General features: G+C 68.3%; 17 protein-coding genes and 2 pseudogenes. 7 read left to right on the forward strand and 12 right to left on the reverse strand.

What is annotated here, in order from left to right:
* Positions 1-10: 10 nt before the first annotated feature.
* Positions 11-844: a class I SAM-dependent methyltransferase gene (locus tag VXD91_RS04040; protein ID WP_346414691.1), complete on the reverse strand. Its 834-nt coding sequence runs from the start codon at positions 842-844 to the stop codon at positions 11-13.
* Positions 845-980: 136 nt separating this feature from the next.
* Between VXD91_RS04040 and VXD91_RS04045 the strand changes: the two genes are divergently transcribed.
* Positions 981-1211 (forward strand): hypothetical protein, encoded by a 231-nt coding sequence (locus VXD91_RS04045; protein WP_133427365.1) that lies wholly within the window; start codon positions 981-983, stop codon positions 1209-1211.
* Between the two features lie 3 nt (positions 1212-1214).
* On the opposite strand, the gene VXD91_RS04050 is transcribed toward VXD91_RS04045, so the two are convergent.
* Positions 1215-1913, reverse strand: coding sequence for a hypothetical protein (locus VXD91_RS04050; protein WP_064858167.1), 699 nt, complete (start codon positions 1911-1913; stop codon positions 1215-1217).
* 79 nt (positions 1914-1992) lie between these two features.
* Here VXD91_RS04050 and VXD91_RS04055 point away from each other — a divergent pair, with 79 nt between their 5' ends.
* Complete coding sequence (locus tag VXD91_RS04055; protein ID WP_346414692.1) at positions 1993-3504, forward strand: carboxylesterase/lipase family protein; 1512 nt, start codon at positions 1993-1995, stop codon at positions 3502-3504.
* Between the two features lie 3 nt (positions 3505-3507).
* Here VXD91_RS04055 and VXD91_RS04060 read toward each other — a convergent pair.
* The 3 genes and pseudogenes from VXD91_RS04060 to VXD91_RS04070 all read right to left on the reverse strand — a co-directional run bounded on the left by VXD91_RS04060 (position 3508) and on the right by VXD91_RS04070 (position 5753).
* A pseudogene (locus VXD91_RS04060) lies at positions 3508-3981 on the reverse strand (RDD family protein).
* Between the two features lie 9 nt (positions 3982-3990).
* Positions 3991-4755 (reverse strand): tat pathway signal sequence, encoded by a 765-nt coding sequence (locus tag VXD91_RS04065; RefSeq protein ID WP_346414767.1) that lies wholly within the window; start codon positions 4753-4755, stop codon positions 3991-3993.
* 74 nt (positions 4756-4829) lie between these two features.
* Positions 4830-5753: a LysR family transcriptional regulator gene (locus VXD91_RS04070; RefSeq protein ID WP_138249251.1), complete on the reverse strand. Its 924-nt coding sequence runs from the start codon at positions 5751-5753 to the stop codon at positions 4830-4832.
* A gap of 85 nt (positions 5754-5838) precedes the next feature.
* On the opposite strand from VXD91_RS04070, the pseudogene VXD91_RS04075 reads away from it, so the two are divergent.
* The 4 genes and pseudogenes from VXD91_RS04075 to VXD91_RS04090 all read left to right on the forward strand — a co-directional run bounded on the left by VXD91_RS04075 (position 5839) and on the right by VXD91_RS04090 (position 9418).
* Positions 5839-6661 (forward strand): annotated as a pseudogene (locus tag VXD91_RS04075) (acyl-CoA thioesterase domain-containing protein).
* Between the two features lie 102 nt (positions 6662-6763).
* Positions 6764-7015, forward strand: a complete 252-nt coding sequence (locus VXD91_RS04080; protein WP_138249253.1) for a hypothetical protein — start codon at positions 6764-6766, stop codon at positions 7013-7015.
* 137 nt (positions 7016-7152) lie between these two features.
* Entirely contained in the window at positions 7153-8037 is an 885-nt protein-coding gene (locus VXD91_RS04085; RefSeq protein ID WP_064858142.1) for an EamA family transporter, read from the forward strand.
* A gap of 4 nt (positions 8038-8041) precedes the next feature.
* Positions 8042-9418 carry a cytosine permease gene (locus VXD91_RS04090; RefSeq protein ID WP_064858141.1) on the forward strand — a complete coding sequence of 459 codons (1377 nt, stop codon included), beginning with the start codon at positions 8042-8044 and terminating at the stop codon, positions 9416-9418.
* A gap of 1 nt (position 9419) precedes the next feature.
* On the opposite strand, the gene VXD91_RS04095 is transcribed toward VXD91_RS04090, so the two are convergent.
* Genes VXD91_RS04095 through VXD91_RS04125 form a run of 7 tightly spaced genes read right to left on the reverse strand, consistent with a single transcriptional unit; the run spans position 9420 to position 17788 of the window.
* Positions 9420-10544, reverse strand: a complete 1125-nt coding sequence (locus VXD91_RS04095) for an epoxide hydrolase family protein (protein ID WP_346414768.1) — start codon at positions 10542-10544, stop codon at positions 9420-9422.
* 21 nt (positions 10545-10565) lie between these two features.
* A complete protein-coding gene (locus tag VXD91_RS04100; RefSeq protein ID WP_346414693.1) occupies positions 10566-12056 on the reverse strand; it encodes an adenylate/guanylate cyclase domain-containing protein in 1491 nt (496 codons plus the stop codon).
* A complete protein-coding gene (locus VXD91_RS04105; RefSeq protein ID WP_346414694.1) occupies positions 12056-12673 on the reverse strand; it encodes an LUD domain-containing protein in 618 nt (205 codons plus the stop codon). Before VXD91_RS04105 ends, VXD91_RS04100 begins: the two co-directional genes overlap by 1 nt.
* On the reverse strand, positions 12670-14136 hold the full coding sequence (locus tag VXD91_RS04110; RefSeq protein WP_346414695.1) for a LutB/LldF family L-lactate oxidation iron-sulfur protein: 1467 nt from the start codon (positions 14134-14136) through the stop codon (positions 12670-12672). The genes VXD91_RS04105 and VXD91_RS04110 overlap by 4 nt, the downstream gene beginning before the upstream one ends.
* Positions 14133-14861: a (Fe-S)-binding protein gene (locus VXD91_RS04115; RefSeq protein ID WP_346414696.1), complete on the reverse strand. Its 729-nt coding sequence runs from the start codon at positions 14859-14861 to the stop codon at positions 14133-14135. The genes VXD91_RS04110 and VXD91_RS04115 overlap by 4 nt, the downstream gene beginning before the upstream one ends.
* 15 nt (positions 14862-14876) lie before the next feature.
* Entirely contained in the window at positions 14877-16259 is a 1383-nt protein-coding gene (locus tag VXD91_RS04120) for an aspartate aminotransferase family protein (RefSeq protein ID WP_346414697.1), read from the reverse strand.
* A 29-nt stretch (positions 16260-16288) separates the two neighbouring features.
* Positions 16289-17788 (reverse strand): CoA-acylating methylmalonate-semialdehyde dehydrogenase, encoded by a 1500-nt coding sequence (locus tag VXD91_RS04125; RefSeq protein ID WP_346414699.1) that lies wholly within the window; start codon positions 17786-17788, stop codon positions 16289-16291.
* 115 nt (positions 17789-17903) lie between these two features.
* On the opposite strand from VXD91_RS04125, the gene VXD91_RS04130 reads away from it, so the two are divergent.
* Positions 17904-19517, forward strand: a complete 1614-nt coding sequence (locus tag VXD91_RS04130) for a PucR family transcriptional regulator (protein ID WP_138249260.1) — start codon at positions 17904-17906, stop codon at positions 19515-19517.
* The last annotated feature ends 1 nt before the right edge of the window (position 19518 follow it).

Genomic DNA, 19518 nt, shown 5'->3' on the forward strand with positions numbered 1-19518 from the left:
TGGTCCCAGTTCAGAAGCGGTAGCGCAGGATCCGCGCTTTCCGTGCGCCGGCGCGGGTGCGCCCCGTCAGCCGGGTGGCGAACCGCAGCATGCGGGGAAACAGGTCGACCTCGGGCTGATGGGCCAGGCTGGCCTCTTCGACGAGCTGCATGCGGGGATTCCAGCTCAAGGGGTGCCGGGCATCTTTGAAACCCGCATAACCCAGTTGGCTGCCAACGTCTTTGAACATCTGCTGCGGCAGGTACTTGAAAGCCGCCAGGCTGATCGGTCCGAACTGTCCGTAGTCGTTGAACGCCAGCTCGCCGCGGTGGAAATGTTCGGTGACGCTGCGGAACACGCCGGCGATGACGGGCTCGGTCAGGAATGCGAACAGCCCGTCCGCCACGAGCATGGCGGGCCGGTCCGCGGGAATGCCTGCGGCCCAGTCTGTTTCGGGCACTGATGCCACCACCGTGTGCGACTGCGGATTCGCCGGTAACAGCTGCTCACGCAGCGCGGAGATGCCGGCGAGGTCCACGGTGTACCAGTCGACCGTCGGCGGCGGGGCCACCCGATAGAAGCCGCTGTCGAGGCCACCGCCCAGATCGACCACGACCGCATCAGGGTGTGCTGCGGTGAACGCCGATACGCGGGCATCGAGCATCTTGGCGCGCAGCGCGGTCTGGCAGACCACGCTGGTCTGGACTCCCAGCGCGGCGAAGTCGTAGTCGATGGCCGCCACTGCCGAGTCCGCCCAGGTGTCGCGAAGAATCGAGCGGGGCTTGCGGCTGTCCAGGGCCCGCGCGTACACGGTGAGCAGTGCGGTCCGTTCGACAGGCGTCAGTGACGTGACAGCGATTCCCATCGTTCCGACCATACGCCTCCATCCGCACTGAACGTTCTGCTCAAAATGTTTAGGGCGCTGTGGATTTCGCGCCTCGGTGCCATGAAACGCCGGCGATGTGCTTCGATCATGAGGCCCATCGAGGAGGGACACCGGAATGTCTGAAGCGCAGCGTCCGACCACTTTGTGTGAAGCGTTCCAGCTGACAGCGGCGCTCGATCCGGACGCCGTCGCACTGCGCACCGCCGGAGACGAGATAACGTTGACCATGAAGCTCAAACGGCGCCCCATCGTCGAGAAGTACGCCGCGGAGATCGAAGCGCTCTACGAAGCCGCGCCGGGGCCGACCGTCCACGAACCGAAAGCGACTGTCGCGGCGGCGAATTGATGCTCAGGCTGTCGTGCAGGCGAACTTCAGCCCGACGCCTTCGGGCGCCGGCAGCACCGGCGTCAGGCAACCGAAGGTCTGGATGCCGGCGTTGCTGAACCGGACCGCGGTGCGGCGCGCGTAATTCACGCAGACCGGCCCGGTGGCGTCGGCGCGGCATTGATAGTCGCCGAACCGCAGGCTCTGGCCGTCCTTCAGTTTGGGTCCGGTGCCGGCGTTGAAACGCCCTGGATCCCCGTGTACCGAACCGACTTCCGCGGTGGGTCCTTCGAAATCGACCCAGCCGCCGACCCAGTGGCCGTAGGTGTCGGCCGGTTGCGGCGGTGGGGACGTCAGGTGCATCAGGCATGCCAGTGCACCGTTGAAGCTCTTGTCGGTGATGCAGTTGGCGCCCGACGCCGTGGTGAACGCGATGTCGGTGCCCAGATCGGTCGGCGTGCCGTCGCGTGTCGCGGTGTGGAACCCGGCCGGGTCGGCCGGGGTGCCGGCCTCCACCCAGGCGATCACGTCGGCGACCGGCGCGCCCGCGGGCGGCGGCGTCGTGGGCGCGGCCTTGGGCGCCGGGGCCGGGGGACGACTCGCCGGTGCGGTGGCCGACAGAGACGGCTCGGAGATCGCCACGCCGGGCTGTCCGTGCTGGTCCGAATTGGCGGCACAACCAGCAACCAGGGCACATGCCGCGAGGGCCACCGGAAGTCGCATGCCCGCCAGGGTAACCGGCACCACCCCAACACGCGGTTCAGGCACCCCGAGGATTACAGATTTTCGATAGTGTCCATTTATGCACGAACGTACCGTCCGCGTGACTATCGACAGCGGAACCATCGAGGGGTTCACCCGCGACGGCGTGCACCGCTGGCGTTCCGTACCTTACGCGCGGCCCCCGGTGGGTCCGTGGCGCTACCGGGCCCCGCAACCCGTGCAGCCCTGGCGCGGCGTGCGCTACTGCCATGGCTTCACCTACTGCGCGCCGCAGGAGCGCAAGTACACGATGCTGAGCGTGGGCAAGTACCAGCCGATGGGCGAGGACTGCCTGACGCTGAACGTGGTGACGCCCGAGCAGTCCACCGGTGAGCCGCTGCCCGTGATGTTCTTCATCCACGGTGGCGGTTACATCCTCGGCAGTTCCGCGACCCCGATCTACGACGGTGCCGCGCTGGCGCGGCGCGGCTGCATCTTCGTCTCGGCCAACTACCGGCTGGGTGCGCTCGGCTGCTTCGATGTGTCCACCCTGGCCACGGCGGAGCACCCGCTGGACGACAATCTGTTCCTGCGGGACCTGGTGGCGGCGCTGAAGTGGGTGCGGACCAACATCGCCGTGTTCGGCGGCGACCCGGACAACGTGACCATTTTCGGGGAGAGCGCCGGGGCCCACGCCGTGGCGACGCTGCTCGCCGTGCCGCAGGCGAAAGGCCTTTTCCACCAGGCGATTGCGGAGAGCCCCGCCAGCGGCATGGTGCGCTCACCCGACGCGGCCGCCCAGTTCGCGAAGCAGTTCGCCGAAGCCTTGGGAGCCGGCGAGCGGGACGGTGCCGCCGCGCTGATGTCGGCGAGACCGGCTGAGCTGATGGCCGCGCTGGACAGCGTCATTCATGGTGCCGTCGGCGACATGCCGGGTGCCTTCCCGGCCGGGCCGGCGTACGGAACCGAGTTCCTGCCCGAAGACCCGATGGTCGCGATGCGCGAGGGGCGGGCCCACCAGGTGCCGCTGATCGTTGGTAGCAATGCCGACGAGGGCCGGCTGTTCACCAAGTTCATGCAGCTGCTGCCCACCAACGAGGCCATGATCGAACGCATCCTCGCTCACCTCCCTGCGGAACGGCGCGCCCGGATCACCGGGGCGTATCCGGGCTATCCGCGGTCTGCCGACGCCTGTATCAAGCTCGGCGGCGACTTCGCTTTCGGCACCGCGTCCTGGGAGATCGCCGGGGCGCACATGCGCCACGCGCCCACGTACGCCTACCGGTACGACTACGCGCCGCCGGCGCTGCATTGGACCGGCCTCGGTGCCACGCACGCCACCGAACTGCTCGCGGTGTTCGACGTGTACCGGACCCCGCTGGGTTCGGTGCTGACCGCCGCCATGGACCGCAAGTCGGCGCTGCGGATCAGCAATGACGTCCAGAACCGGTGGCGGGCGTTCGCCAGGACGGGCATCCCCGGCGAGGGCTGGCCGCAGTACGACGCAGCCGACCGCGCCGTGCTGGTGTTCGACCGCAAGACCCGCGTCGAGTTCGATCCGCGCGCCGAGCAGCGTCAGGCCTGGGAAGGCTTTTCACTGGTCCACGGCTAGGGCCTACTTCTTGACCACCTGGGTGCCGCCGGCGAGTTCGTCGTGCCGGCCCTGTTTGCAGGGGCTGGAGTTGATGGTGACCGCGATGAAGATGTAGGCGATGAACGCCAGCAGCCCGCCGACTCACGGGATGATGGGCAGCAGGGTGAACGAGTTGCGGATGGCCGACTGCTTGAAGTCGGGCTTCGCCACGCCGTGGGGTCCGCGGACGCTGAGGCCCAGCAGCATCTTGCCGGGCGTCGCCCCGGCCAGGACCTCGAACAGCACGAAGTACAGGAAAGTGCCCAGTCCGGAGAACAGGCCGGTCACCATGACGTCGGACATCGAGCCGATGGAGAAGGCGCCGAAGAAGGCCAGGACTCCGACGATCAGTCCGTCGATGAACCGCGCGAAGAATCGGGGCAGCAGGTCACCGGGATGCACCGGCGTGGGTGCGCCGTAAGCGCCTGGGGTGGGGTAGTTCTCGCCGTAGGTCATGGCGTCAATTTACTGCCGATCGGCCAGCAATATCTGGCTTAGCCGCGTAGTGGTGGCCTGGCCGTCCGCATTGCCGCCGGCGCCGTTCAACGCGTTCATGACGGCGAGCGTGAAACGTTGTCCGGGCCCGGCGAATCCGACGGTGTTGGTCACCCAGCCGCCCTGCTCGTCGGACCAGCCGTCCTTGTTGCCGGGCGACATCCCCGGGCCGGCGCCCCAGACACCCCACTGCTGAATGGGGTCGACGTGCTGCATGGCATTGACGATCCACGCGGTCTCGTTGGGCCGCAGCTTGGTCAGCATGTAGTTGACCATCTGGTCCAGATCGTCGGTGGTGGACTTCTGAAAGCCCCAGTACGGGAACATGTCTCCGAACCCGCGCTGTGGTTGGACCCGGGTCATGCCGAAGTGCGGGAAGTCGTTGTTGAAGATCGTGTGGTCGGGTCCGCCGTACCGGGACCACAGGGTGTCGGCGGCGTCGTTGTCCGAGGTGTGCAGCATCTTGCCCATCAGGGCGATGTCGTTGTCGGTGAGCCGCAGCAGCCCGGCGCTCTGCCGGGCGAACAGGTCCACCACCATGCCGAGCTTGATGGTCGAGGCCGTCCAGACCATGTCGCCGGCATGCGAATTGCGGTACACCGCACCGGTTTTGCGGTCGCGGAGCACATATCCGACGGTGCCCGGCCGGGTCGCGAGGTAGGAGTCCGCCGTCGCGATGCGTTGCTGCGCATCGCAGGCGCCGGTGCATTCGGCGCGCGCGGTGGGCAGCGGGATGCCGGTCAGCAGTGTCGCGACCAGTGCCGCCCTGAGCAGTTTCACGCCGGTAGCCTCCCAGATCTCGGTCAGTGTCATTCGGGGCCGACCGCCTCTGGCCGGGGCCATGTCGGCAGCGGCACCGGCCCGTCGCCCGGGCGCAGCCGGTCGAGCACCGCCCGCAGCGGTGGCCAGTTGGTGCGGCCCTTGCGGGTGACGGCGTAGGCGGTGTGGATCACCGTCGGCCCGGCCAGCGGGACGACCTTGATGCCCGCGCTGGTGGGCCGTTCCAGCGGCAGCAGCCCGACGCCGTACCCGGCGACGATCAGGTCCTCGACCAGTTCCAGGCTGTCGATCTGATGGGCGATGCGCGGGGTGAATCCGCTGAGCGCACCCAGTGTGCGGACGGCATCCTCGTCAGCGGTGTTGCGGGAGTTGACGATCCAGGTCCGGTCCGCGTACTCGGACAGTTCGGCGGGTCCGTTCGCCTCATCGGCCGGCAGGCCCAGCCCCCATGGAATCGACCACAGGGCAAAGCCTTCCAGGAGCGGGCTGGGGGAGGCCGGAGCCAGGTTGTAGTCGTAGGTCAGGGCCAGGTCCAGGTCGTCGTCGGTGAGCAACGCGAACGCCTCGATGGGCTCGTATTCGCTTATCGCAACATCGATTCCGGGGTGTTCCCGGGTCAATTCCGCCAGGATCGGCAGCAGCGAGACGCGGATGCCGGTGGCGAAGCCGCCGATCCGCAGGGTGCCGACGGGTTCGGCGCCGGAATCGAGGTCGAGGCGCGCCGCGTCGACGGCGGCGAGGATGGTCACCGCATGGTCGGCGAGGCGCTGTCCGGCCGGTGTCAGCCTGACCCGGCGCCCTTCCGGTTCGATCAGTTGGGTGCCGGTTTCCTTGGCGAGCGCAGCGATCTGTTGCGACACCGTCGACGTCGTGAGATTGAGGTTCTCGGCGACGGCTCGCATCGACCCCAGGCGCGACAGCGCCAGCAGGAGGCGCAGCCGGCGGGTGTCCATCTCATCATTGTCCAGGGAATCTGCACGATTCTGCGTGTTCCGGCCCGAAGTTATGAATATTTAGCCAATGTGCGACGATCCGAAAATGACCGCACGCCCCGCGCACTTCGTCCCGCTCGACGCCGATCGGGTTCAGCCGACCCGATTCGCCCAGAGCTTGTGGGGTGAGGACCACCTCAACGGCCCGGCGGTGGTGGGGCTGGCCGCGCACGCGCTGGAGGCCGCGTTCGGTTTACCCGACTTTCTGCCGGCCCGGCTCACCGTCGACCTGTTCCGCGCCGCGCGTGGCGTGCCGACGACGACGGTGGTGAAGTTGGTTCGGGACGGGCGGCGGGTGCGCAATTCCGAGTGTGACGTGGTGCAGGACGGCGTCACTGTCGCCAGGGCCACGTTGGTGCAGTATCGGCTCGCCGAGGCGCCTGCTGGTCAGGAGTGGTTTGGCACAACCGATTTCGAGCCGCCCGCGGTGATCGATGACGGCCTGGCGCCATACATCAGCAGTGACGGTGTCGGCTGGACGCGAACCATCGCCGAGCATCAGAACACCGGCCGCAAGCGTTACGTCAACCGGTCCATCGACGTCATCGAGGGGCAGGTCAACACCCCGTTCGTCCGTGCTGCGGTGACGGCCGAGGGGCACCAGCATGGTCACGAATCTGGGCACCGCGGGCATCGGCTACATCAACGGCGACCTCACTGTGGCGTTGACGCGGCTGCCGCAGGACGACTGGGTCGGCGTCGAGGCCGAGACGCACTGGGCGGCCCACGGCATCGCGGTCGGTGCCACCACCTTGTACGACAGCGCTGGACCGATCGGCACCGGCCTGACCACCGCGGTCAGCAATCCCGGCGCCCAGATCGACTTCGGCCACAGCCGGTTCCCGGAGCGGATCAGGCGCGAGGTCTGAAGCGCTGCAGAAGGTTTAGCGATGGGATGCATGCGGTAACCAAGAACTGTCCGAGCAATCCGTGGGGTGGACACCCCACAATCATCTGATTGGAGGATCGCGATGAGGATGAAGAAAACAGCTGTCACCACTGCTGTTGCCGGTGCACTGTTCGCCGGCGCCGCAGGTGTCGGCACAGGCATGGCCACGGCCGGCATGACGCCGCCTCCCGGGCCCACCGTGACGGCGCCGCCGGCATGGGCACCCCCGAAACCGGCTGAACCGGCGTGGTCGATGGGTAATCCCCAGGTCTGGGATGCCGGATGGAACCACTGGGGCGTCTGGGTGAACGGCACGTTCGTTCCGACGTTCTGATCGATTCGGTTCTGATCCGGATCGCGAAGGGGCCGTTGCTGCAGTCGCTGCAACAACGGCTTCATTCATGAATTGCGAACGATATGTCCACGATTATCACGTGGACATGAACATTCTGGTTCCCGTTCAATACACGCATGACCACCGCAGCGGCGCGAAACGGCGCACTCATGACCGTCGCGTCGATGATGTCGGTGCAGCTGGGCGCGGCGCTCGCGGTGAAGCTGATGGACGGTGTCGGGCCGGCCGGTGTGGCGTGGCTCCGCCTCGCGTGGGCGGGCGTGCTGATGCTGCTGTTCGTCCGGCCGCGGCCGGCGTCCTTCACGCGGTCAGCGTTCGTGTCGTGCGTCCTGCTCGGCATCACCACCGCCGGGTTCACCCTGCTGTTCATGGTGGCGGTCTCGCGCATCCCGCTCGGCACCGCCAGCGCCCTGGAATGCCTTGGGCCGCTTGCCGTCGCAGTGGCCAAGGGGCGCGGCCGCGGGCGGCTGCTGTTCCCGGCGATGGCCGGCACCGGCGTCGTGTTGCTCACGCAACCGTGGGCGGCCGCCGTCGACCCCGTCGGGGTACTGGCCGCGCTGGCTTCGGCGGTCTGCCTCGGTGCCTACATCCTGCTGACCCAGCGCGTGGGCGACGAGGTCACCGGCATCACGGGGCTCGCGGTGTCCATGCCGGTCGCCGGGCTGGTCGTCACCATGGTGGCCGGGCCGTCGGTCATCGGCCATCTGACGCCGCACCTGCTGTTGGCCGGCCTGGGCCTGGCCATCCTGTTGCCGGCCATCCCGTTCACTCTGGAGATGCTGGCGCTGCAGCGCCTCACCGCGGCAGCGTTCGGCACGCTCATGAGCCTCGAGCCGGCTTTCGCCATGATGCTCGGGCTGCTCATCCTGCATCAGGTGCCGGGCCTGCCTGCCATCGCCGGTATCGCACTTGTCGTGCTGGCCGGTGTCGGTGCCGCCCGCCGCGGTGCGCGACCCGTGGCCGGGGCAGGCCACCGGGAACCGGCCCTCATGGTCGAATAGGGGCATGACGCCACCGGCCACCGCGCTCACCGCCTCGTCGTTCACCGGCCGCACCCCCAGCCGGGCCGGGGACATGTCGGTGGAAACCCATGGCATCGCCCCGGTTCCGGCCGATCGCCGGTACGGCACACCGGGCCGGCTGTTCACGGTGTGGTTCGCGCCGCAGATCAACATGACGTGCGTCTTCACCGGCGCGATGATCGGTGCGCTGGGTCTGGGATTCTGGCTGGCGATGCTGGCGATGCTGGTCGGCACGGTGCTCGGGTCACTGGTGGTCGGCTACCTCTCCACGCTGGGTCCTCGCACCGGCACCGCGCAATTGCCCGGTGCGCGGATGGCTTTCGGTGGCTTGATCGCGGTACCCGCTGTCCTGCAATGGCTCTCGTCGGTGGCGTGGGACGCGCTGGTCGGTCTGTTCGGCGGCGAGGCGCTGGCGGTGCTGCTCGGTATCCCGTTCTGGGCGGCCGTGCTGATCGTGCTGGGCGTGCAGGGCGCGGTCGGGTTCATCGGCTACGAGCTGATCCATCGACTGCAGGCCGTTCTCACGGTGGTGCTGTTCGCGACGTTCGTCGTGTTCGCGGTCAAACTCGTTGCCGGACACCAGGTCGTCACGCCGGCCACCGCGCATGGTGCCGACCTCGCCGGTGCCTTCGTGCTGGCGGTCACGATCGCGCTGAGCCTGGCCGTGTCCTGGGCCAGCTATGCCGCCGATTTCAGCCGCTACCTCCCGGCGGATTCCGCGCCGCGCAAGGTGTTCGGGTTCAGTTTCGCCGGACTGGCCACCGCCTACGTGTTCGTCGAGACCATCGGCATCGCTGCGGGGAGTCTCATCACCGACCAGACCGCCGAGGGCGTGCGGTCGGTGATGGGCGGGGGAGCCCTGGGTGCCATCGCGCTGGCCGTCATCGCGCTGGCGTCGGTCGGCTCGGGCGTGATGAACGACTACAGCGGTTCCCTTGCGCTGCAGACGCTGGGCGTGCGCGTGCGGCGGCCGGTGTCCTCATTGGTGGTGACGGCGCTGGCGTTCGGTCTGATTCTCTGGCTCCACACCGGCGACACCGCAACGCGATTCACCAATGTGCTGCTCCTGATCAGCTACTGGATTCCGGCCTTCGCGGCCATCGTGATCGTCGACTGGCGCCGTCGCAGCCGCGGCCGGCTGACCGTCGACCCGGCCGCGGAGACCACGCCGCGCGCCGATGCGATCGCCGCGCTCGCCGCTTTCGCCGTGGCCTACGGCGCCGCGATCCCGTTCATGAACACCACGCTGCTGCAAGGACCCGTCGCCGTCGCCTGGCATGGCGCCGACATCGCGTACTTCGTGAATTTCGTTGTCGCACTGGTGATCTACGGCGGCTACCGGCGGCTGCGGGCTTCGTGAGTCAGCGCACCGTCGCGAAGAAGGTGCGCACGTCGTCGACGAACAACTCGGGTTGCTCGAACGCCGCGAAGTGGCCACCGCGCGGCATCGTCGTCCAGTGGGTGATGTTGTAGCCGCTCTCGCACCAGGACCGCGGTGCCCGCAGAATCTCCTTCGGGAACGACGCGACGCCGGTGGGCAGCTCGACCTTCTGCCGCGCGCCGCCGAACACCCGGAAGCTCTCCCAGTACAGCCGTGCCGACGATGCCCCGGTGGCGGTGGCCCAGTAGATCATCACGTCGTCGAGCATCTCGTCGCGACTCAGTGCGCTCTCGACGTCACCGTCGTGGTCGGTCCACGACCAGAACTTCTCCACGATCCACGCCAGCTGCGCCACCGGTGAGTCGACCAGGCCGTAGCCGATGGTCTGCGGCCGGGTGGACTGTTGCTTGGCGTAGCCGGAGTCGACGTCCTGGTAGCGCTTCAGCGCCGCCAGCGCGTGCTGTTCCTCGGCGGTGAACTCCGTGGTGCCGGCTGCGGGCCGGCCCATGGGCATGTTGGTGTGAATCGCGATGCAATGACCCACGTTTCGCCCGATCTGGGTGGTCACCGCGCCGCCCCAGTCGCCGCCTTGCGCGCCGTAGCGGGGGTAGCCGAGTCGCACCATCAGGTCGTCCCATGCCTGCGCGATCCGCTCGACGCCCCAGCCGCTGGCCGCGGGCTTACCCGAGAATCCGTAGCCCGGCAGGGACGGACACACCACGTGAAACGCGTCTTCGGCCCGTCCGCCGTGCGCGGTCGGATCGGTCAGCGGCCCGATGACCTTCTGGAACTCCGCGATCGACCCGGGCCACCCGTGCGTGATGATCAGCGGCAGCGCCTCGGGGTGCGGTGACCGCTGATGGATGAAATGGATATCCAGGCCGTCGATTTCGGTGACGTACTGGTCGAACCGGTTCAGCGCGGCCTCGCGGGCCCGCCAGTCGTAGCCGTCCGCCCAGTAGGCGGCCAGGTCGCGCGCGTAGCCCAGCGGGATGCCCTGGCTCCAGTCGTCGACGCATTCGGCTTCCGGCCAGCGGGTGTTGGTCAGGCGGTGGCGCAGATCGTCCAGCACGGCGTCGGGCACGGCGATCTGAAACGGCACGATGTCAGTCACAATGGTCCATTCTTACCCGACCGGTACCGAGGTGTGCGTGAGGCTCGACCGTCCGCGCAGCATCCGGCTGCCGCTGCTTCGCCAGTGCCCGCGTTCTGCGTTGTCGCACAGGCTGATTGCGGCGTCGGAGGCGAGGGTCCGGTGGGGCTCCTTCTTGGCGACATCGGCCAGCCGAGCGGCTTCGTTCACCGGGTCACCGATCACGGTGTACTCATAGCGGTTCTCGGCGCCGATGTTGCCGGCGAACACGCTGCCCGCGGTGACCCCGATGCCGAAATCGACCACCGGGAGCTGCTGCAGCGCGACGCCGAGCGTGCGGGCCGTCGCCAGGGCGTCGGTGGCCGCGGAGTCCGAACGCAGGGGAGCGCCGTAGATCGCCAGTGCGGCGTCACCCTGGAATTTGTTGATCAGCCCACCGTGCTGATCGACGGCGGCCACCACGATCCGGAAGAAGTCGTTCAGCACCGCGGCGATGTCTGCGGGCGCCGTGGTTTCGGCCATCTGGGTGGAACTGGTCAGGTCGATGAACAACACCGCGACGTCGCGGACCTCGCCGCCCGGTTCGTCCGACGACAGGGCCAGCCGCGCCACGTCGGGGCCGACGTGACGGCCGAACAGGTCGCGCAGCCGGTCGCGTTCCAGCAGCCCGGCGACCATGCGGTTGAATCCGCTCTGCAGCCGCCCGATTTCGGACTGCTCGTAGACGGGCACCGTCCGCCCGATAACGCCGCGTTCCACCTCGGCCATGGCTTCGACCACGTCGCGCACCGGATCGGAGATCGACAGCGACACCACGATGAGCGCCCGGAGCCCGAGCGCCATCGATACCACCGCCACCACGACGACGGGGATGTCCACCGACGCCGACTTGGGCATGAACCAGCCCATGTGCCGGCAGACGATCAGCACGGCGATGAACAGGCTCGGCAGCGCGCTGTTCATCACCCACATGATCACCAGGCGCGCCAGCACACCCGGCGTGACGGTCCGGCCGAGATGATCCTGCATGGCCGCGGCCGCCAGCGGCCGGTATGCGCGCTGGGTGAACAACATGCCGGTGCTCAGCGTCGACACGGCGCCGAAAATCGCCGTCATGGCGAGCAGCGTTGCCGGGATCGCCTGATGATTGGTCGTGATGAGGGTGGCACCGCCGATGGTCCACACCACAGCCGAGAGCGCCGCCTGTCGCTGGACAACGGTGACGGCGCGTCGCCGCTGGATGTCATCGGGCAGGGCGCCGGCGGCATACCAGCGGGCGATGCCGATGATCTCGCGGTAACTCCCGATCGTGACGATCACCGTGCCGACCGTGACAATGGCGATCAGCGGAGCCAGGTTCGCACGGCTGAGCAATGTGCTGGCCGCGCTGTGCGTTTCGGCGCACAGCGCCACGACGGTGGCGACGACCTCGGCAGTGGTCAGCAGGTAGGCGGACGTGAAGCCGGCGGTGTAGCGGACAGCGATCGAATGGGCGCTCGGCCGGGTCGCTACGGGCTCGGTCATCAGTGGCCTGCTCCGACGATGACGACGTCGAGCGTGCGCGGCCCGTGTACGCCTTCGACGCGCTGCAGTTCGATATCGCTCGTCGCGCTCGGCCCGGAGATGAAGGTCAGTGGACGTGAGGGGTCGAGCGCCGAGAAGGCCTGCGGCACGGTATCGACGATCTGGCCGGCCCGGATGACACAGACGTGATGGTCGGGCACCAGCGTCAGCGCGCGCCGGCCCTGTGCCACACCGGCATCCAGCACGATGGTGCCGGTCGCCGCGATCCCGAGAGCGCAGCCGGTCACCACCGCATCGACGGTGTCCAACACATCGAGGCCGACAGGCGGGTCGTCGACGACGGTGTGGACGCCGGTGACCCAGTCGGGCGGCAGATCCGCGGGGATGACGGCCGTTCCGGTTCCGATGAGTGCGCCGATGGTGGCGGCCACCTCGCTCGCGCCGACACGGTGGACCTGCGCGCGGTAGTCGGCCACCGTCGCGGCGAATCGTTCGACGTCACCGTTGCCGGACAACGGTTCTCGGTCGTAGTCACGTGGCACCTGCACCGCTGCGAGCACGTCCGGTCCCAGTGCCGCGCGGATCCGGCCCAGCACCTCCGCCCGTGCGTCGCTCATTGCGTGCCGCCCCGGTTACGGGCCCACCACTGCCGGAATGTCTGCGCAGGTGGTGCCGGAACATCGCGGCTCGCAGTCCATTTCGACGCCGGCCAGGGCAGCCTGCTGATGCGGTGGTCGTTGCCGGCGAGCAGCCGTCCCACGCCGAGAGCCTTCTCCGCCAGCCTGAACCGCGCCGCGGACCCCATGGCCCAGCCCGCGGTTTTCATCGCCAGATCCTGTCCGGACGGGAGCCCGCCTCGTTCCTGATCCACCTGCGCGGCACGCAGATGTACCAGGATCGACGGGATGTCGATGCGGACCGGGCAGGCCTCGAAACACGCGCCGCACAATGACGACGCGTACGGCAGGCTCGCGTTCGGATCGTCGTGGCCGGTGGTGCCGGTCAGCAGGGGGCTGAGGATCGCGCCGATGGGCCCGGGGTACACCGAGCCGTAGGCGTGCCCCCCGGTGCGTTCGTAGACGGGGCAGACGTTCAGGCAGGCGCTGCACCGAATACAGTGCAGCGCAGCACGTCCCACCTCGTCGGCCAGTGCCCGGGTCCGGCCGTTGTCGAGCAGCACCAGGTGGAACTGCTGCGGGCCGTCCCCGGGGTGCACGCCGGTCCACATCGAGGTGTACGGGTTCATCCGCTCGGCGGTCGACGACCGCGGCAGCAGCTGCATGAACACCTCGAGATCGGTGAAGCGCGGGATGACCTTCTCGATGCCCATGACGGTGATCAGGGTTTCCGGCAGGGTCAGGCACATCCGTCCGTTGCCCTCGGATTCGACGACAGCCAGGGTGCCGGTCTCGGCGACCCCGAAGTTGGCGCCGCTGACGGCGACCTTGGCGGACAGGAACTTTCGACGCAGATGCGCGCGGGCGGCCATCGCCAGTACCCGGGGTTCGTCGGTGAGGTCGCCCGCGCCGGGCATCTCGCGTTCGAAGATGTCCCGGATCTCGGTCCGGTTGCGGTGGATCGCCGGGACGAGGATGTGACTCGGTTTGTCGTGTCCGAGTTGGACGATCAGCTCGGCCAGGTCGGTCTCGATGGGCGTGATGCCCGCGCCCTCGAGATATTCGTTGAGTCCGATCTCCTGCGTCGCCATGGACTTCACCTTGACGACCTCGGTGCTGCCGGTGTTCCGGACGAGCTGGGCGACAATACGATTGGCTTCGTCGCCGGCGCGGGCCCAGTGCACGGTGCCGCCACGCGCGGTGACGTTGGCTTCCAGTTCCTCCAGGAGTTCGGGCAGCCGCGCCAGCACATCCTGCTTCAGCGCACTGCCGGCGGCGCGCAGTTGTTCCCAGTCGTCGCATTCGGCAATGGCGGCAAGGCGTTTGGCGCGGATGGTGCCGGTGGCATGGCCGATATTGCGGCGCAGTTGCTCATCGGCGACCGCGGTCCGTGCCGCCGCCGGGAAACTCTGGTCGCCGCGCAGGTTGCCCACGCCGGGCTGCCCGAGGAACACCGCGGTCACGGTGTGGCTGCCAGGATTTCGGCCAGATGTACGGTGCGGACCCCACTGCCGGTCCGGCTCAGGCCTCCGCCGATGTGCATGAGGCACGACGCGTCACCGGCGGTGCACACCTCGGCGCCCGTCGTCGTGATGTTCGCCATCTTGTCTTCGAGCATCGCCGTGGACACCTCGGCGTTCTTCAAGGCGAATGTGCCACCGAAGCCGCAACAGGATTCGGCCGAGCGCAGCTCGACGAGCGTCAGGCCCCGGACGTTGCGCAGCAGTCGCAGTGGTTTGTCACCGACGCCCAGCAGCCGCAGCGAGTGGCACGTCGGGTGATAGGTGACGCGGTGCGGGTAGTAGGCGCCCACATCGTCGACGCCGAGTACGTCCACCAGGAACTCGGAGAGCTCGAAGGTGTGTGCCGCAACCGATTCGGCCTGCGTGGCCAGCTGGTCGTCCCCGGCGCGCCGCGCCACCATCGCATGCTGATGTCGCACCGACCCGACGCAGGACCCGGACGGCGCCACGATCGCGTCGAAGCCGCCGAATGCCTCCACATGGTTGCGCACCAGCGGCACCGCCTCGCGCAGATACCCGGTGTTGACGTGCATCTGCCCGCAGCAAGTCTGCCCGGCGGGAAACTCCACCTGGTGGCCGAGCCGTTCCAGCAGCCGCACCGTGGCGATGGCGGCAGCCGGAAACATGGCATCGGCCAGGCACGTCGCGAACAGGGCTATCCGCACCGGCCGACAGTACCCCTACTGGGCGTACTGGTCCGCCACGTCGAGGGCGCGGTCCAAGATTTCCAGCCCGGCCCGGACCTCATCGTCGCTCGCATTGCACGGCGGCACCACATGGATGCGGTTGAAGTTGGTGAACGGCATCAAGCCGTTCTCCTTGCAGAACGCGACGACGGTGTTCATCGCCTCGCTGCTGCCACCGTAGGGCGCCAACGGCTCCCGCGTCTTCTGGTCCTTCACCAGTTCGACGGCCCAGAACACGCCCGCGCCGCGCACCTCACCGACGCTGGGGTGGCGCTGCGCGAAGTCCCGCAGAGCCGGCCCGATGATGTCTGCACCCAGATGGGCAGCGTTCTCGACCATGCCCTCCTCGCGCATGGCGTTGATGGTCGCGACCGCGGCCGCGGTCGCCAACGGGTGGCCGGAGTAGGTCAGGCCACCGGGGTAGGCCCGCTCGGCGAAAGTGGCGGCGATGGCGTCGCTGATCGCGACGCCACCCAGCGGCACGTAGCCGGAGTTGACGCCCTTGGCGAAGGTCAGCAGGTCCGGCACGACATCGAAGTGGTTGATGGCGAACCACTTTCCGGATCGGCCGAAACCGGACATGACCTCGTCGGCGATCATCACGATGCCGTACTTGTCGCACAGCGCGCGGACACCGGCCATGTAGCCCGGCGGCGGCACCATGATGCCGGCGGTGCCTGGGATGGACTCCAGGATGATCGCCGCGATGGTCGACGCGCCTTCGAGTTCGATGACGCGCTGCAGTTCGTCGAGGGCCCGCGCCGATTCCTGCTCCTCGGTCTCGGCGTGGAACACCGAGCGGTACAGGAACGGTCCGTTGAAGTGCACGACGCCGGCCGCGCCGCGGTCGTTGGCGAACCGTCGCGGGTCACCGGTCAGGTTGATCGCGAGGTCGGTGCCACCGTGGTACGAGCGGTAGCGGGCCAGCACCTTGTGCTTGCCGGTGTGCAGACGCGCCATGCGGATGGCGTGCTCATTGGCGTCGGCGCCGCCGTTGGTGAAGAAGATGTGGTTCAGGTCGCCGGGGGTGAGCTCGGTGATCAGCCGGGCTGCCTCGGAACGTGCGGCGTTGGCATGCTGCGGCGCGACGGTGCACAGTTTGGCGGCCTGTTCCTGAATCGCCGCAACGACTTTCGGGTGCTGGTGCCCGATGTTGGTGTTGACCAGCTGCGACGAGAAGTCGAGCAGGCGGTTGCCGTCGCCGTCCCAGAAGTAGCTGCCTTCGGCGGCGGTGATGGTCATGGGATTCAGCGCCGCCTGGGCCGACCAGGAGTGGAAGACGTGGGCGCGGTCCAGCGCGTAGGCGCGCTCGGCTTCGGCACGCATCGAGTCGATGCTGTGGCCGGCCGGCAGGACGTGGTCTGCGGCGAGGGTCATGTTCAGGTCCTCTGTCCTCGGTGGCGTGATCAGTTGTTCTCGGGGAAGCCCAGGTTGATGCCGCCGTGGCTGGGGTCGGCCCAGCGCTGGGTGACGGCCTTGGCGCGCGTGAAGAACTGCACACCCTCGGGGCCGTAGGCGTGGGTGTCGCCGAACAGCGAGGCCTTCCAGCCGCCGAAGCTGAAGAACGCCATGGGAACCGGGATGGGGACATTGATGCCGACCATGCCGACCTCGACCTCGTTCTGGAACCGGCGGGCCGCGCCACCGTCGTTGGTGAAGATCGCGGTGCCGTTGCCGTACGGGTTGTTGTTGATCAGTTCCAGTGCCTCGTCGTAGGTTTCGACGCGGACGACCGACAGCACGGGGCCGAAGATCTCGTCGGTGTAGACGCTCATCTCGGGGGTGACGTTGTCGAGCAGGGTCGGGCCCAGCCAGAACCCGTTTTCGGCACCCTCGACGGTGACGTTGCGGCCGTCGAGCACGACCTTGGCGCCTTCGGCCTCGCCGGCGTCGATGTAGGAGGCCACCTTGTCGCGGTGCACCTTGGTGATGAGCGGGCCCATGTCGGAGCCCTTGGCGCCGTCACCGGTCTTGATGGCCGCGGCGCGCTCGACGATCTTGGCGACCAGGTCGTCGGCGATCGGACCGACCGCGACGCAGGCCGAGATGGCCATGCAGCGCTCACCGGCAGAACCGAAGCCGGCGTTGACCATGCTGTCGGCGGCCAGATCCAGGTCGGCGTCGGGCAGGATCACCGCGTGGTTCTTGGCGCCGCCGAGGGCCTGCACGCGCTTGCCGGAAGCGGTGGCGGTCCGGTAGACGTACTGCGCGATCGGGGTGGAGCCGACGAACGAGACGGCCTTGATGGCGGGGTTGGTCAGCAGCTCGTCGACGGCGGTCTTGTCGCCCTGCAGGACGTTGAAGACGCCGTCGGGCAGGCCGGCTTCCTTCCACAGTTCGGCCATCCACAGCGACGACGACGGGTCCTTTTCGGACGGCTTGACGACGACGGTGTTGCCGGCGGCGATGGCGATGGGGAAGAACCACATCGGCACCATGGCCGGGAAGTTGAACGGCGCGATGATGGCGACCGGGCCGAGGGCCTGCCGGATGTTGTAGACGTCGACGTTGGTGGAGGCGTTCTCGGCGTAGCCGCCCTTGAGCAGATGCGGGATGCCGCAGGCGAATTCGACGACCTCGATGCCGCGGGCGACCTCGCCCATGGCGTCGGAGAGCACCTTGCCGTGCTCGTCGGTGATGATCGCGGCCAGCTCCTCGCGGCGGGCGTTGAGCAGCTCGCGGAACGCGAACAGCGTCTGCACGCGCTTGGTGATCGAGGTATCGCGCCAGGCTGGGAAGGCGGCTGCCGCGGCGTTGATGACGGTCTGGGCGTCCTCGACGCTGGCCAGTGCCACCTGTCCGGTGACCTGGCCGGTGGCCGGGTTGGTGACCGGTGCCGACTGTCCCGAGGATCCGGTGAAGACGTCGTTGTTGATCCAGTGCGAGATGGTCTGCGAGGTGGTCATCGTCGAAGTAGGCCTTCCTGGTCGGTACTGGGTGTGCACTCAGCTTGCCCCGGGGCGACCTCCGAATCGGCCGACAATCTGTATCAGGTTCCGGATGTGGATTTACACTTTGTAAATGCCGACCGTCGCCGAGATCGTCGCCCTGCCGGTCATCCAGCAGGGCGAACCCGAGATTCTCTGCGCGACCGGATTCGATCGCCCGATCCGCTGGGTCCACGTCAGTGATGTCCCGGATCTCTCGGAGGTCCTGCAGGGTGGCGAACTGGTGCTGACTACGGGTGCCGCGCTGCGCGCCGCGCCGCTGGACTACCTGCGGTCGGTGGCCGCCGCGCAGGCCGTCGGCGTCGTCGTCGAACTCGGTGCGGGCGCCGTGCCGCTGCCGGTCAACGTCGGCGCGATCGCGGAGGAACTGGGGCTGGCCCTGGTGGCGGTGCGCCGGGTGATCAAGTTCGTCGAGGTGACCGAACAGGTGCACCGGGTGATCGTCGCCGACCAGTACCAGGAGGTCGATTTCGCGCGACAGACGCACGAGGTGTTCACCGACCTGAGCATGCGCCGGGCGACGCCCGCCGGAATCGCCGAGGCCGCGGCGAATCTGCTCGGTGCACCCGTGGTCCTCGAGGACCTCAACCACCAGGCGATCGCGGTGGCGACGGCCGGCCGTCCCACCCCAGATGTGTTGCGCGACTGGCAACGTCGGTCGCGTCAGCACGAGACCGGGGCCGAGCGGACGGACGACTGGGTGATCAGTGAGGTGGGCCGCGGCGACGATGCATGGGGCCGCCTGATCGCGCTGAGCACCGCCGAAGGTGTGGCGGCCAGGTTCACCATGGTGCTGGAGCGGGCATCCCAGGCGCTGGTGCTGCACCGCATGGCCGAGCGCGGCCGCACTGACATCGAACACCAGGCGCAGGCCGGCCTGCTGGAAGACGTTGCGCGCGAGCGTATCCGGTTCGAGGACGAGGCGACCGCGCGTGCCTTCGCGCTGGGCCTGCGGCCGGCGGCGCAGTACCTGCCCGCGACGCTGCGGATCGCGGGCTGGGCGGCTGACGCCGACCCGGTCTCCGAACAACGCCGCAGCGCGCGCCTGCTCGACGTCGTCACGCGGTCGGTGAAGGCATTGGGGCACACCGGATTGTTCTCACTTCGCGGGCCCGGCGAAATCGCCATGGTGCTGTCGCTCAACACGCGTGTGGGCAGCGCGCTGGAGCCGCTGGGCCGGGCCCTGCGGCGCGATGCCGAGCGCGCCGTCGACGCCCACGGCCTGGTGCTCGGTCTCGGCACCCCGGCGCCGGCGTTGATCGAGGCGATCCACCGCATCACCGATGCCGCCCACGTCGCCGAGGCGGCGCTGTCACTGCCCGCGTCGCAGCGCGTCTGCTTCCGGGTCGCCGACATCCGGCTGCGCGGACTGCTCTCGATGCTGCGGTCCGACCCGCGGGTGCAGCGCTTCGCCGAAGGGGAGTTGCGCGCGCTGATCCTGCACGACATCGAAACCGGAGACGCGCTTCTCGACGTCTTGCGCGGATACCTGGAACTCGGCGGCAACAAGACGGCGCTGGCGTCGCGACTGCATCTGAGCCGCCCGTCGCTGTACGCGAAGCTGAACCGGATCGAGCAGATTCTGGGCGTCGATCTGGCCGACGGCGAGTCGGCTACCTCATTGCACGTGGCGTTGCTGATCCTGGAGACACGCAACGCTTTCGGTGGCGCCGGCGCGCCGCTGTGAC

This window comes from Mycobacterium sp. SM3041, from assembly GCF_039668335.1.
Lineage (GTDB): Bacteria > Actinomycetota > Actinomycetes > Mycobacteriales > Mycobacteriaceae > Mycobacterium.